This is a genomic window from Actinokineospora auranticolor (genome assembly GCF_002934265.1).
Classification (GTDB): domain Bacteria; phylum Actinomycetota; class Actinomycetes; order Mycobacteriales; family Pseudonocardiaceae; genus Actinokineospora; species Actinokineospora auranticolor.
On the sequence record NZ_PTIX01000003.1, the window covers coordinates 94,468 to 108,030 of the forward strand.

A 13,563-nucleotide genomic window follows, 5' to 3' on the forward strand; every position below is an offset into this window, starting at 1 on the left:
CGCTCGACCCGCGAGCCGTTTGCTCAAGCCCGGGTGCGCCAGCTCTGCTGGTCGCTCTCCGGGAAGATCCGCCGGATGCCGCCAGCGGGCTCGGCGACGTCGCCGAGGTAGCGCGGGATCAGGTGGATGTGCAGGTGGTCGATGGTGCGCCCGGCGGCGCGACCGTCGTTGACGCCGATGGTGTAGCCGAGGGGGTTGTGCTCCCGCGAGATCCGCTCCTTGACCCGGCGCATCAGGGCGTAGGCGTCCTCGATCTCGCCGGGGCGCAGGTCGAAGAAGGACTCGACGTGGCGCTTCGGGACGATCTCGACGTGGCCCGCGGTCGCCGGGAAGTTGTCGTACCTGGCGTAGAAGTGGTCGCTCTCGTCGAGCAGGCGGTTGGCGCCCTCGTCGCGGAAGCGGCAGAACAGGCAGGTCAGCTCCGTGTCGGCGGGTGCGCCGCCCATGGTCGGCAGTTGCGTCATCCAAACTCCTCGGGGTGGTCGTCGGGACACTGAACCACCACCGGGGCACGCGCTCCAGACTTGTCGCTCCATCGGGTGCCGCCGGTCGGCGGTTGTCGGAGTATCCCGCTCCGGCGCGCACACCGGTATGGACAAAAGAAGGACGCGAAAAAGAGGACCGGCCACACCCCTGCACAGTGTGGCCGGTCCCGGTGTCCCGTCGCGCGCGAGGGCGGCGCGATCCGGACACCTATTCCCGCCGGGGAGCCAACCTGGCGGGAAATCCGTTGGGTGCGCATTCGGCGCGACCGCCGACCGGGGTACGCCGATCGCCGGGGTCCGCGAGGCCGTTCGGGGGCGGTTGGCCGTGCTTGGGCCAACCGGATGCCGCGACCGGTAATTCACAGAATAGCGGCGCTCTGCCGAATGGCGGAGCTGATTGCTCCCCCCGGCTATTCACGGCTGCGGCATTCGCGGCATTCTTGCTGGTCAACGGTACAATTTGAGCCGGTGTCACCCGAATGCGGGACGTGGATCCCGTTGCGCACTGGCTAACTTTCCTTTCCTGTTCCGGGTCCTAGTAGCGGGGGTGGAATCCATGTCACGAATCAGGCTGTCCCGAATGCGACGTTGGACCGCGGTGGCCGTGGCGGCTGCCGCGGTCGCCACGTCTGTAGCGGTGTCGATCACCGGTGCGTCGGCCGCCACGGGCGCGGCGGCCGACCAGGGCCGCCGGGTCGAGGTCGCGGTCGCCACGCCGGTCCCGTTCGGCCCCGTCGCGGGCATCCCGAAGCTCGAAATGGTGCCCGACGCACCCGCCGACCGCAGGCTGGGCTACGGCCCCGACCTGGCGGTCGCCAAGATCCCTTTCGACTACGACTTCCGGTTCCGCTCGCTGCTGCCCTCGCGGCTGTTCTGGCCCACCAGCGAGAGCAAGGCCTGCGTCGTCCTGCGCGGCACCGGCGGCTCGGACCCCACCTACTACGGCAAGGAGATCCTCGTCGAGATGTGGGACGGCTACGGCAACGACACCAAGGTCGGTCCGTCCGTGCGCTACACCCTCAACGGCCAGTCCTACGGCTACTGCTGGACCGGCACCTACCCGTACCACGAGCACTTCTTCAAGCTCGTCAAGAACTGGGGCCCCACCATCGAGGTGATCGGTCAGGGCCGGGTCGTGGCGAACTAGCCGCGCGCGGACCCGGGGACGTGGTGGCGCCGCCCACCACGTCCCCGTCCCACGGTTGGCCACGGTCATGGCTTCGCGGCTCCCGGCTTGCCCAGGCGCAGCACGTTCTCCGCGGCGTCCGGTCCGGCCGTGCGCGCCACCAGCCAGTGCGGCTCGTAGCCCGCCAGCTTGGCGAAGGTGAGCGCGAGCCGCGGCTCGTCCCAGGCCTGCAGCACCAGCCGCTGCTCCTCGCCGAAGTCCCCGGGGCCGGTCGCGGTGAACTCCGCGTGGTCGCCGACCTCGCGCACCCGCCCCGGGACCCGCGAGATCGCGACCCCGACGGTGCCGTGCGCGGCCAGTTCGCTCAACCGGGTGTCGACGGTGCCGTCCGGTGCCGCCACCACGCCGACCACGCCGTTCGGGGTGATGATCAGGTCGCCCTGGCGCACCCCCGGTCCCTCGGCCCGCAGCGCCGCGCCTGCCCTGCGCAGCGCCACGGGACCGAGGTCGACGTCATCGGAAACCCCGGTGACGAGCGTGTAGTCCTCCGTGCTCGCGGCGCCGCGGAACTGCACGCGCAGCTCGCTGTTCCACGCGCCCGCGCCCATCTCGTACTGCGGCCACAGCGCGCCGACGACGGTGGTCGGCCAGCTCGGCTCCGACTGGGAGTCGATGGTGGAGGTGTAGACCTTGCCGTTCTCCGCAGCGGGCGAGGTCAACGCCATCCCCACCGCGTTCTGGTCGATCGGCGGCTCGTCCTCGGGCAGCGGCCGCGACGCCATGAACCCGACCCCGCGCTGCTCCGGCGTCACCGGCGCGACCGCGCGCACCAGCAGCCGGTCGCGCGGGTCGGACGGCCGGTTGACCCGGATCGGGGTGGTCACGAAGGCGACCTGCCCGGACTCCGGGGCGATCAGCGCCACCACGACCATGTTCGCCGACATGTTGGGCGAGACCCCGGCGAACAGCGGCTTGAGCGGCCCGCGCGGCGGTTGCCGGTAGGAGTGCCACGCCTGTTCCGCGCGGGCGACCAGGTCCTTGTCCGCGGCGAGCTCGCCGCGCGCGGGCCACTGCGCCATGGGCGTCGTCGCGTCCACCTGGCGTGCGGGTTCCGCGTGCTCGCCCGCGGTCGTGACCGCGAACGCCCCGGCGACCGCGAGGGCGACCACCGCCATCGCGGTGAAAACCTGGATCCGCTGGTTGCGCCGGTCCCGCCTGCGCCGGTGCACCTGCCGCAGCACGGTGTCGACCTGGCCCGCCGACGCGCGGACCGCGACGTCCGCCAGCTCCTCCCGCAGCCGGGTCGCGTACTCCTGCTCCTCGGCGATCACGTCCCCCTCCTCCCCGGTGCCGCCGCCTGCTCCGCCGCCCACAACTGCCGTATCCGCGCCATGCCCCGGCTGGTCAGCGACTTCACGGTGCCCACCGAGCAGTCCAGCTCGACGGCCGTCTGCGCCTCGGACAGGTCCAGCACCACCCGGGCCAGCACGGCCGCGCGCTGCCTCGGCGGCAGCTGCTGGAGCACCACCAGCACGTGGTCGCGGGCGACCACCGCGGGCGCGAAGTCCTCCAGGTCCAGCTGCTCGGCCAGCTCGTCGAGCGGGACCTGCGGCTTGCGCCGCGCGACCCGCAGGAACTCGTGGTAGATCGCCTTGCGGACGTAGGCCACGGCGTTGTCGGCGGGGACGCGGCGCCAGCGGCGCAGGCAGCGCAGCAGCGCCTCCTGCACGATCTCCTCGGCGTCCCACCGGCGACCGGTCAGCATGATGGCGTAGCGCAGCAGCTGGTCGTACCGCTCGCGGACGAACTCGTCGAACCCCGCGTCCCCGCCGCGCACCCCGCCACCTCCCCCCGTCCCGTCACGCAGTCCACCCCCTAGACCGGGCGCGGGGTCGGAAAGGTTGCCGATCCGCCGAAAGATCTTGAAAAATCGGGCCGGTACGGTCGTCGGCATGAGCAGGCCCGCCTTCCACCTCGCCATCCCGGTCGACGACCTCGACGCGGCCCGCCGCTTCTACGGGGAGGTGCTGGGCTGCCCGCGCGGCCGCCAGGACCGGACCTGGGTCGACTGGAACCTCGCCGGGCACCAGGTCGTGACGCACCTGGCGCCGGGGCGGCGCGGGGACGCGGCGACCAACCCGGTGGACGGGCAAGGGGTCCCGGTGCCGCACTTCGGGCTGGTGCTCGACGTCCCCGACTTCCACGCGCTCGCCGACCGGCTGCGCGCCGCGGGCGCCGACTTCGTCATCGAGCCCTATGTCCGGTTCGAGGGGGAACCGGGCGAGCAGTGGACGATGTTCCTGCGCGACCCGGCGGGCAACGCGCTGGAGTTCAAGGCCATGGCCGACCCCGACCTGCTCTTCGCCGGATGACCGCCGACCTCGTCGCCCGCACCGTCGCCCAGGGGCTCGCCGGGCCGCGGGCCACCGACGTCGTGTCCGCCGTGCGCCGGGTCGTCGGCATCCAGGCCCAGGACATCCGCGCCGCCCGGCTGGCCGTGCGGGTGCGCACCGAGGGGCTGGTCCGGTCCGATGTGGACGACGCGTGCGCGGCAGGCTCGGTGGTCCGCACCTGGGCCATGCGCGGGACGCTGCACATGCTGGCGGCGGCGGACGCGGGCTGGGTCGTGTCGCTGCTCGGCCCCCGGTTCGCGCACGGCTACCGGGGGCGCCGACTGCAACTGGGCATCGACGACGCGCTGGCCGCGCACGGCGCGGAGATCGTGGCCGCCGCCTGCTCGGCGCCGCGCAGCCGCCCCGAACTGGTCGACGCGCTGGCCGCGGCGGGAGTCGTACTCGACCCCAAGTCGCAGGCGCCGCACCACATGGTCACCTACGCGGCGATGACGGGCCGGATCCGGCGGGGACCCGACCGGTCGGACACCGAGCCGACGTACGTGGCCTTCGACCCCGGCGCGCCCCTGGACGAAGCGGACGCGTTGGCGCGATTGGCGCAGCGGTACCTGGAGGGCTTCGCGCCCGCCACGGCGGAGGACTTCGCCACCTGGGCCGGACTTCCGCTGGGCAAGGCGCGGTCGGCGTTCCGGGGGTTGGCGCAGCCACCGCAGTCGCCTGACCCCGGGCCGACCACCCGCCTGCTCGGGCATTTCGACACGTACCTGCTGGGGTACCGCACGCGTGACGGGATCGTGCCGCCGGAACTGAGCAAACGCGTGCAGGCGGGCGGGGGCATGATCATGCCCACGGTCCTGGTCGACGGACGCGTCGTCGCGACCTGGCAGCGCACGTCCGCAGGCGTGGAGACCAGTCCGCGGGTGAACGTCGACGCGGAACTCGATGACCTCCGCCGCTGGAACGGCGACGCCGAGAGCTGACCCGTCAGACCCCGAAGGCGGGCGGGTACTCGACCAGGCCGGTCGGCGTCGGGCGCGGGGGATCCAGCGACAGCGCCATGAATGCCTCGTCGGGCACCTCGAACGGCGCCCGGATGCCGAACCCGGACGCGGGCGTGAACCCGAACCGCGGGTAGTACTCGGCGTGCCCCAGCACCACTACGAGGTTCTCGCCGAGCCCGCGCGCCGCGTCGAGCCCGGCCCGGATGGCCGCCGACCCGGCACCCCGGCCCTGGTGGGCGGGCAGCACCGAGCACGGCGCCAGTGCGAGCGCCCGCTCGCCGCCGACGCGGCAGCGGGTGAGCAGCGCGTGCCCCACGACCTCGTCGCCGAGCACGGTCACGACGGAGAGCCCGTCGATCCAGGCCGCCGGGTCGGCGCGCAGGGCGTCGACCAGGTCGGCCTCGGCGGCGGTCGGGAAGGCCGCCGCGGTCACGGCGTGGATGGCGGCGGTGTCGGCCGCGGTCTCCGGGCGGGTGGTCCACATGGCGCGGCCGTCCTGTTCGTGTGTGGTGTCCGGGTCAGGTGTAGTCGACGCGCTCGGCGCCTGCGGCCGAATGGCCGCCGATGTCTCGCTCTGTTGGCAGACCGTTGGGCTATCAGGGTGATCACCGTTGGGGTGACCGTCCTACGCCCGATTTGCGTGTGGAACGTCCTATCACCGGCTCTGCGCGTCGGCCGCTGCTCCCGACCCGCGCGGACCAGGCCGGAGTCCTCGCTGGTGAGCGTCCAAAGGGCGAACTCGTTGGTGGGCCGGAAAGGCGCACCGCCACCACCTCGACCGGCCATCTCACCTGATGAGCAGGGGTCTTCGATGGTGTCCGCGAGTAACTAGCACACGTGCCTAGGTCGCCTGATCGGGGTACAGTCAGCGGGCCGTCGGGGGACTCGCCATGCGCGGGGGAGGCCAGCAGGGGCCGATCACCGCCCGTTCGAGGAGGTTGCATGCCGGAGCACCCTGGCGTGGCCGATCAGGGCATCGCGGTCCCCGTGGCGACGGCGGACCTGCGCGATCCCGTCGAGCGCGCGGGCGACTGGCAGCCGGAGGAGGCCGCGCCCAACCGGCGGTTCCTGTTCTTCTCCGTGCTCGTGCTGACCTCGGCCGTCGCCGCGGCCGCCGCCGTGTCCTGGTGGTTGCCGCCCCGGCACACCCCGCAGGTCGTGCTGGTCGGGCTGCTGCTCGCCGTCGGCTTCCTGCTCGCCGAGCAGCTGGCGATCAACATCGACGTGCGCGGCGGCGTCTCCTGGTCGATCACCTTCTGCGAGATCCCGATGGTGATCGGGCTGTTCGTCGCCCCCTTCGAGGTCGTGCTCGCCGCGCACCTGCTGGCGGGCGTCGGCACCCTGCTGGTCCGCAAGGTCCAGGACCGCATCCTCTACAACGCGGGCGCCATGGTCTTCGAGATCACCAGCGCCTTCGCCGTGGTCACCTGGGTCAACGACGCGCTGGCGGGCGTCGGCCCGGCCTGGGCGGGCGTGCTCGCGGGCGCGGTCGCCGCCCCGCTGTCGAGCACGCTGCTCGCCCTGGTCTGCGTGCGCGTCCTCGGCCGCCACATGCGGCTCGGCGCGGCCGTCCGACTGGTCGCGCGCACCCTCGTCCTCGGTCTGGTCAACGCCTCGATGGGGGTCGTCGGCTACCAGGTCGTCTCGCACGCCGAGGCGGGCTGGCCGCTGCTCGTACTGGTCATGGCCGGGCTGTCCGCGCTCTACATCGCCTACTCCGGCCTGCTGCGCGAGCAGCGCGACCTGGAGGCGCTGTCCGAGGTCAGCCTCATCGTCGCGCGCTCCGGGCACCAGGCCGCCGCGCGCCCCGCGCCCGCCATCGGCGACGAGGGCGCGGTCGCCGAGGCCCCCGACACCGACGAGTGGCAGGTCATCGCCGACCGGATCAAGGACCAGCTCGGCGCGGCCCGGGTCGTGCTGCGGCTGCGGTTCGACCCGCAACTGCCGCTGCGCACCATCGTCTCCGGCGACGAACTGCCCACCGACGCGCTGGAACTGGAGGCGGGGGGCTCCCGCGCCGACGCCCTGCTGCGCCTGCCCGGCTCGCCCGTCCGGCACTTCCGCCGCGCCGACGCCACCCCCGAGATCCGGCACGCGCTGGCCCGCCGCGGCGCCGACGAGGCGCTGGTCGTCCCGCTGCGCAGCGGCAACCACCTGCTCGGCCTGGTCGAGGCGCACGACAAGCTCTCCCGCTGGCGCGGCTTCGGCCAGGCCGACGTCCGGCTGATCGGCACCACGGCCAGCCACCTGGCCACCGCCATGGACAACCGCCGCCTGCTCGCCACCCTGCGCCACGACGCCTACCACGACCCGCTCACCGGCCTGCTCAACCGACCCGGCTTCCGGCGCACCGCGGGCGAACCGCTGCGCGGGCACCAGGAATCCGTCGTGCTGCGCATCGACCTCGACGTGCCGTCCACGGTCAGCGACGCCCTCGGCTACGCCTGGAGCGACCGCATGGTCGTCGCCGCGGGCCGCAGGCTGCGCGACGCGCTCGGCCCGGACGTCGCCCTGGCCCGGCTCGAAGGCGCCCAGTTCGCCGTGCTGCTGCTCGACACCGCCCCCGACGAGGCGCACGCGGTCGCCGAGCGGCTGCGGGCCAAACTGGCCGCGCCCTACCCGGTCGACCGGCTCACCGTCGAGGCCACCTCGGTCGTCGGCTACTCCAGCCCGCGGGCCATCGAGGGCGACGGCACCGCGCTGGAACTCGACGTCGACGCGCTGCTGCAGAACGCCGACGTGGCGCTGCGCGCGGCCCGCTCGGCGAGCGAGACGGTGCGCGCCTACCTGCCCACCATGGGCCAGATCTTCCTGCGCCGCTTCCACCTGGTCACCCAGTTCCGGCAGGCGCTGGAGACCGGTCAGGTCAAGGTGCACTACCAGCCCAAGGTCGCGCTGCCGAGCAGGCAGGTGCTCGGCGTGGAGGCGCTGGTCCGCTGGCGCCACCCCGAGTTCGGCAGGCTCGACCCGGACGAGTTCGTCCCCGCCGTCGAGGCCGCGGGCCTGGTCGACGCGCTCACCGGGTTCGTGATGGACCAGTCGCTGATCCGGGTCCGCAAGTGGATGGACCGCGGCCTGCGCATCGCCGCCGCGGTCAACCTGTCCGTGCGCAGCCTCGACGACCCCAGCTTCCCCGACCGCGTCGACGAGGCGCTGCGCAAGCACGGGGTGCCCCCGGAGCTGCTCACGCTGGAGCTGACCGAGTCCGGTGTGATGGCCGACCCGCAGCGGGCCCTGCCGGTGTTGCGCCGCCTGCACGCGCTCGGCGTGGTCCTCGCGGTCGACGACTTCGGCACCGGGTACTCGTCGCTGGCCTACCTGCGCCAGCTGCCGGTGGACGAGGTCAAGATCGACAAGAGCTTCGTGCTCGGCATGGGCACCGACCTCGGCGACCTCGCCGTGGTCCGCTCGATCGTCGAACTCGGTCACTCGCTCGGGTTGACCGTGGTCGCCGAGGGCGTCGAGGACGACGCCGCCCGGGACCAGCTCGCGGGCATGGGCTGCGACGTCGCCCAGGGCTACCTGATCTCCCGGCCGCTGTCCGAGAGCAGGCTGGAAGCGTGGTTGCAAGCGCGAACGACGCAGGCCAGGGGGCTGCGCGAGGAGACCGTGCTCACCTTGATCAGCTAGACCCACCCCCCGTTTTGGAGCTTGCCCGCGGGGTGTGTACAGTTACGCCCGTCCCCAGGGACAAGGCCCCTTTAGCTCAGTCGGCAGAGCGTCTCCATGGTAAGGAGAAGGTCTACGGTTCGATTCCGTAAAGGGGCTCGACGGTTCGGCCGCGGTACACCGGGAATATCGTCGGTGTGACGCGGCTTGAGCTGTGTCAAAGCGGTGTAGCTCAGCCTGGTAGAGCAAGCGGCTCATAATCGCTGTGTCGCCGGTTCAAGTCCGGCCACCGCTACGCGATGGGTGACGTGTGTAGATGGAGAGCATCTACCTGTCGCTTCGCAATTGTTCTGGGGGGCCAAGCCCCCCAGACCCCCAGCCGGGGGCAAGCCCCCGGACCCCCAACGGGGGCGGGTGCTCCTGGCTCCTGGCCCCTGAGGTTGGGGGCTGTTGATCTTTGTGAAGGGCTGGTTGTTGTGGCTTCTACTGACGTGCGGCCGAAGATCACGCTCGCGTGTGAGAGCTGCAAGCACCGGAACTACATCACCAAGAAGAACCGGCGGAATGACCCGGATCGCTTGGAGATGAAGAAGTTCTGCCCGAACTGCGGCACCCACAAGGTGCACAAGGAGACCCGCTGAGGGTTGGTCGGGCTGGCGCTCGACATCGCTTTTCCACGGACCGATCTGCCACTGGTAGGTCGGTCTTTGTGGTGTTTGGGGTTGGGTAGGGTTCGGGGTATGGCGCTTGACCAGTCGTTTGAGGGGCGGGAGTACCCGCCGGACACGGTGTACGAGGTGGGGCGGGAGAAGATCCGGGAGTTCGCGGAGGCGATCGGGGATCTTCGGCCTGAGTACGTCGATCCGGAGGCCGCGCGGGCGGCTGGGTACGCGGATGTGGTGGCGCCGCCCACGTTCACGATGATCGTGAACCTGGCTGTGATCAACCGGATCGTGAACGACCCGGAGTTGGGGTTGGACTACAGCCGGATGGTGCACGGGGACCAGGGGTTCGAGTACCACCGCCCGATCGTGGCCGGGGACCGGTTGGTGGTGCGCACGACGATCGAGAAGATCATGAGTCGGGCGGGGAACGACTTCATCAACTTCCGGGCCGACGTGGTCACCGAGGCGGGGGAACCGCGGGCTACTACGCGGGCGCAGTTGGTTGTGCGTGATGCGGACGCCGGTGCGGAGGTGGGGGCGTGAGCGGGGTTCAGGTTGGGGACGTGTTGCCCGGGATTGAGGTTCGGGTCACGCGGCGGGATCTTGTTCGGTATGCCGGGGCGGCGTTGGACTTCAACCCGATCCACTGGAACGAGGCGTTCGCGCGCGAGGTCGGGCTGCCGGATGTGATCGCGCACGGGATGTTGACCATGGCGTTGGCGGGGCGCGTGGTGACGGACTGGGGTGTGGGGGAGCTGGTGTCGTACTCGGCGCGGTTCACGCGGCCGGTGGTGGTGCCCAATGACGAGGTCGGGGCGTTGCTGGAGTTGAGCGGCAAGGTGGGGGCCGTGCACGAGGACGGGACTGTTCGGGTGAACCTCGACGCGAAGTTCGAGGGGAAGTCGGTGTTGGGGAAGGCGATCGCGATCCTGCGCGTCTAGGGGTGGCCCCTGCTCGGTCTGCCCGGGCGGGGTTCATCTAGATTTCACGCGTGACGGCATCTGACCTCATTTCCTTCGCCCGTGGCGCTCCCTCGCTCGACATCATCGACGTCGAGGGGCTCAAGGCCGCCGCGGACGCCGCACTCACCCAGGACCCCGGCGGCGCGCTGGGGTACGGCACCGCGATCGGCTACCCCCCGCTGCGCAAGCTGCTCGCCGAGCAGCACGGTGTGGCCGAGGAGCAGGTGCTGGTCACCAACGGCTCGATGCAGGCGGACGCGTTCCTGTTCGACCAGCTCGTCACCGCTGGGCAGCCGGTCGTCGTCGAGCGGCCCACCTACGACCGCACCCTGCTCGGTCTGCGCGAGCGGCAGGCCGACGTGCGACCGGTGTCGCTGCAGACCGACGGCATCGACGTCGAGGAGCTCGCGGGGCTGCTCGAGGACGGGCTCCGGCCGACCTTCGCGCACATCATCCCCAACTTCCAGAACCCGGCGGGCTACACGCTGAGCCTGGCCAAGCGCAAGCGCTTGCTGGAGCTGGCGGAGCAGTACGACTTCGTCATCTTCGAGGACGACCCGTACGTCAAGATCCGCTTCGCCGGGCAGCCGCTGCCCACCATGCTGGAGCTCGACGAGGGCCGCGGCCGCGTGGTCTACGCCAGCTCGTTCTCCAAGACCGTGGCCCCCGGTGTGCGCGTCGGCTACATCGTCGGCCCGGCCGAGCTGGTCGCCAAGGTGCGGGTGCGGGCCACCAACACCTACATCTCGCCGAACATGCTCGCCCAGGCGATCGTGTACCGGTTCTGCGTCGACGGCGGTGTCGACCGCTCGGTCGCCACGGTCAACGCCGCGCTCGCCGAGCGGGTCGAGACGCTGTGCTCCGCGCTGACCAAGCACCTGCCCGAGGCGCGCTTCACCGCCCCTGAGGGCGGCTACTTCATGTGGGTCGAGCTGCCCGACGGCGTCGACGTCGACGTCCTGCTGCCCGCCGCCGAGGCGCGCGGGGTGACCTTCGTGAAGGGCACCGACTTCCTGCTCGACGGCGGCCGCTCCACCCTGCGGCTGGCCTACTCGGGCGTGCGCGTCGACCAGATCGAGGAGGGCGTCGCGCGGCTCGCCGACGCCGTCCGCTCGCTCGAGGGCTGACCCGGCCGGGTCCGCCGCGGTGCCGCGGGTCCGGTGTGATCATGAACACTGCGGCGAACCGGCTGGTCAGCGGGCTGCGCGCGGGTGGACCGGGAGTCGGTTTCCGGCCCGGGCCACCGGTGTCGTATGCTCACGTCCTTGGCACGACCCGGCCGTCCCCGCCGCTGCCGCAGGGTGGGGATGGTCGAGTGCGTCCGAACGCGGTTCGCCGGTAGAGTGTTCGGTGAAGTGCGAAGGGGTGTAGCTCAATTGGCAGAGCAGCGGTCTCCAAAACCGCAGGTTGCAGGTTCGATTCCTGTCGCCCCTGCGTTTGACGTCCGGTCCGGCTGATCCCGCTCCGGACCGGGGAACACACCGAGTGGAGGATGGCGTGGCCGAGGACCAGGAGCGGGAAGAGGGGCAGCCGGAGCGCCCGTCTCGTCCGTCCACCGCCGCTGCCCGACGTGAGCGGCGCGGAACGGCTCGTCCGGCCGCGCGCAAGGACGGGGCCGCCAAGCCCCGCGCCGAGCGCGCCCCGGCCGCCAAGGCCGAATCCACCGCCGCCGACCGCAAGGGTCGCCCCACGCCCAGTCGCGACCGCGCGGAGAGCCGCGGCTCGATCTTCGCCAGGATCGCCCGGTACCTCCGCGAGGTCGTCTCCGAGCTGCGCAAGGTCATCTGGCCCACGCGCAAGCAGATGATCACCTACACCGCCGTGGTGCTGGTCTTCGTCGCGTTCATGGTTGCCCTGGTCGCGGGCTTGGACGTGGCCCTGGGCAAGGGCGTGTTCTGGCTCTTCGGCTGAGTTCGCCTGCCAGGGCACGCGCTGTACGAAAGGAAGCGAGACCTACTGTGACCTCCGAGAACGGCGTTGCCGGCGGGAGCGACCTGACCAGCCTCTCCGACCAGGACGCCGACGAGGTCCTCGGCGCGGCGGAGGAGACCGACGAGGTCGACGACTCCGCCGAGGCCGACGAGGCCACCGAGGCTGACTCCGTCGAGGACGACTCCGCTGAGGACGACGTCGAGGCGCCGAGCATCGATGAGGGCCCGGTCGACCCGGTCGCCGAGATGCGCGACGCGCTGCGCTCCGCCCCCGGCGACTGGTACGTGGTGCACTCGTACGCCGGTTACGAGAACAAGGTCAAGACCAACCTCGAGACGCGCATCCAGACCCTGGACATGGAGGACTTCATCTTCCAGGTCGAGGTGCCGACCGAAGAGGTCACCGAGATCAAGAACGGCCAGCGCAAGCAGGTGCAGCGCAAGGTGCTGCCCGGCTACATCCTGGTCCGCATGGAGCTCAACGACGGCTCCTGGTCGGCGGTCCGCAACACCCCCGGGGTCACCGGGTTCGTCGGCGCCACCTCCAAGCCGTCGCCGCTGACCATCGACGAGGTGCTCAAGTTCCTCCTCCCGCAGGTCGAGGAGGCCAAGCCGACGGCGGCCAAGGGCGCCGCGGCCGCCGCGACGCGCGGCCCCACGGTCGAGGTGGACTTCGAGGTGGGCGAGTCGGTCACCGTCATGGACGGTCCGTTCGCCACGCTGCCCGCCACGATCAGCGAGGTCAACGCCGACGGGCAGAAGCTGAAGGTCCTGGTGTCGATCTTCGGCCGGGAGACGCCGGTCGAGCTGTCGTTCAACCAGGTCTCCAAGATCTGACCGGTCCGAGCGATCGGGCCGGGCAGGCGCACCGGGACGCGGCCATTCGTCCCCGGTGCGTCCACGGCGGTGCCGCGCGCACCGCACACCGGAAGCACTAAGGAAGCACGAGATGCCCCCCAAGAAGAAGAAGCTCGCGGCGATCATCAAGCTGCAGATCACCGCGGGCCAGGCCAACCCGGCGCCGCCGGTGGGCCCCGCGCTGGGTCAGCACGGCGTCAACATCATGGAGTTCTGCAAGGCGTACAACGCCGCGACCGAGTCGCAGCGCGGGACGGTCATCCCCGTCGAGATCTCCGTGTTCGAAGACCGCTCGTTCGACTTCAAGCTCAAGACCCCGCCCGCGGCGAAGCTGCTGCTCAAGGCCGCCGGGGTGGACAAGGGCTCGGCCGAGCCGCACAAGACCAAGGTCGCCAAGGTCACCTGGGACCAGGTCCGCGAGATCGCCGAGACCAAGAAGACCGACCTCAACGCCACCGACATCGAGCAGGCCGCGAAGATCATCGCGGGCACCGCCCGGTCGATGGGCATCACGGTCGAATAAGGCTTTCGCACGACCCGTGGGAGAGCCACGCGCTGGCTCGCACCACAAC

At 71.3% G+C, this 13,563-nt stretch carries 15 protein-coding genes and 3 tRNA genes; 14 read left to right on the forward strand and 4 right to left on the reverse strand.

Annotation, left to right across the window (positions count from 1 at the left end; translation table 11 throughout):
• Positions 1-23 precede the first annotated feature (23 nt).
• On the reverse strand, positions 24-464 hold the full coding sequence (locus CLV40_RS06510) for an HIT family protein (RefSeq protein WP_245931143.1): 441 nt from the start codon (positions 462-464) through the stop codon (positions 24-26).
• Between the two features lie 601 nt (positions 465-1,065).
• On the opposite strand from CLV40_RS06510, the gene CLV40_RS06515 reads away from it, so the two are divergent.
• Positions 1,066-1,632: a hypothetical protein gene (locus CLV40_RS06515; protein ID WP_146107951.1), complete on the forward strand. Its 567-nt coding sequence runs from the start codon at positions 1,066-1,068 to the stop codon at positions 1,630-1,632.
• Positions 1,633-1,697: 65 nt separating this feature from the next.
• Here the strand turns inward: CLV40_RS06515 and CLV40_RS06520 are convergent, their stop codons facing one another.
• Both CLV40_RS06520 and CLV40_RS06525 read right to left on the reverse strand, forming a co-directional pair.
• Positions 1,698-2,942 carry a hypothetical protein gene (locus tag CLV40_RS06520; RefSeq protein WP_146107952.1) on the reverse strand — a complete coding sequence of 415 codons (1,245 nt, stop codon included), beginning with the start codon at positions 2,940-2,942 and terminating at the stop codon, positions 1,698-1,700.
• A complete protein-coding gene (locus tag CLV40_RS06525) occupies positions 2,939-3,448 on the reverse strand; it encodes a sigma-70 family RNA polymerase sigma factor (protein ID WP_181043357.1) in 510 nt (169 codons plus the stop codon). The genes CLV40_RS06520 and CLV40_RS06525 overlap by 4 nt, the downstream gene beginning before the upstream one ends.
• A 115-nt stretch (positions 3,449-3,563) precedes the next feature.
• Between CLV40_RS06525 and CLV40_RS06530 the strand changes: the two genes are divergently transcribed.
• Positions 3,564-3,983 carry a VOC family protein gene (locus tag CLV40_RS06530; RefSeq protein WP_104478301.1) on the forward strand — a complete coding sequence of 140 codons (420 nt, stop codon included), beginning with the start codon at positions 3,564-3,566 and terminating at the stop codon, positions 3,981-3,983.
• Positions 3,980-4,945, forward strand: coding sequence for a winged helix DNA-binding domain-containing protein (locus CLV40_RS06535; RefSeq protein WP_104477937.1), 966 nt, complete (start codon positions 3,980-3,982; stop codon positions 4,943-4,945). The genes CLV40_RS06530 and CLV40_RS06535 overlap by 4 nt, the downstream gene beginning before the upstream one ends.
• Positions 4,946-4,949: 4 nt before the next feature.
• On the opposite strand, the gene CLV40_RS06540 is transcribed toward CLV40_RS06535, so the two are convergent.
• The gene (locus CLV40_RS06540) at positions 4,950-5,450 is read right to left on the reverse strand and encodes a GNAT family N-acetyltransferase (RefSeq protein WP_104477938.1); all 501 of its coding nucleotides are present in this window, start codon (positions 5,448-5,450) and stop codon (positions 4,950-4,952) included.
• 458 nt (positions 5,451-5,908) lie between these two features.
• On the opposite strand from CLV40_RS06540, the gene CLV40_RS06545 reads away from it, so the two are divergent.
• The 11 genes from CLV40_RS06545 to rplK all read left to right on the forward strand — a co-directional run bounded on the left by CLV40_RS06545 (position 5,909) and on the right by rplK (position 13,514).
• The gene (locus tag CLV40_RS06545; protein WP_104477939.1) at positions 5,909-8,596 is read left to right on the forward strand and encodes a putative bifunctional diguanylate cyclase/phosphodiesterase; all 2,688 of its coding nucleotides are present in this window, start codon (positions 5,909-5,911) and stop codon (positions 8,594-8,596) included.
• A 65-nt stretch (positions 8,597-8,661) separates the two neighbouring features.
• Positions 8,662-8,734, forward strand: a tRNA-Thr gene (locus tag CLV40_RS06550).
• Positions 8,735-8,796: 62 nt separating this feature from the next.
• Positions 8,797-8,870, forward strand: a tRNA-Met gene (locus tag CLV40_RS06555).
• Positions 8,871-9,051: 181 nt separating this feature from the next.
• Positions 9,052-9,216, forward strand: coding sequence for a 50S ribosomal protein L33 (gene rpmG, locus CLV40_RS06560; protein WP_104477940.1), 165 nt, complete (start codon positions 9,052-9,054; stop codon positions 9,214-9,216).
• Positions 9,217-9,315: 99 nt separating this feature from the next.
• Positions 9,316-9,783 carry a MaoC family dehydratase N-terminal domain-containing protein gene (locus tag CLV40_RS06565; RefSeq protein ID WP_104477941.1) on the forward strand — a complete coding sequence of 156 codons (468 nt, stop codon included), beginning with the start codon at positions 9,316-9,318 and terminating at the stop codon, positions 9,781-9,783.
• Complete coding sequence (locus tag CLV40_RS06570) at positions 9,780-10,181, forward strand: MaoC/PaaZ C-terminal domain-containing protein (protein ID WP_104477942.1); 402 nt, start codon at positions 9,780-9,782, stop codon at positions 10,179-10,181. Before CLV40_RS06565 ends, CLV40_RS06570 begins: the two co-directional genes overlap by 4 nt.
• A 50-nt stretch (positions 10,182-10,231) precedes the next feature.
• Positions 10,232-11,329, forward strand: coding sequence for an aminotransferase-like domain-containing protein (locus CLV40_RS06575; RefSeq protein WP_104477943.1), 1,098 nt, complete (start codon positions 10,232-10,234; stop codon positions 11,327-11,329).
• Between the two features lie 234 nt (positions 11,330-11,563).
• Positions 11,564-11,636 (forward strand) — tRNA-Trp (locus tag CLV40_RS06580).
• A gap of 63 nt (positions 11,637-11,699) precedes the next feature.
• On the forward strand, positions 11,700-12,113 hold the full coding sequence (gene secE / locus CLV40_RS06585) for a preprotein translocase subunit SecE (protein ID WP_104477944.1): 414 nt from the start codon (positions 11,700-11,702) through the stop codon (positions 12,111-12,113).
• Positions 12,114-12,160: 47 nt separating this feature from the next.
• Positions 12,161-12,970 carry a transcription termination/antitermination protein NusG gene (gene nusG, locus CLV40_RS06590; RefSeq protein ID WP_104477945.1) on the forward strand — a complete coding sequence of 270 codons (810 nt, stop codon included), beginning with the start codon at positions 12,161-12,163 and terminating at the stop codon, positions 12,968-12,970.
• A 112-nt stretch (positions 12,971-13,082) separates the two neighbouring features.
• Positions 13,083-13,514, forward strand: coding sequence for a 50S ribosomal protein L11 (gene rplK, locus CLV40_RS06595; RefSeq protein WP_104477946.1), 432 nt, complete (start codon positions 13,083-13,085; stop codon positions 13,512-13,514).
• The last annotated feature ends 49 nt before the right edge of the window (positions 13,515-13,563 follow it).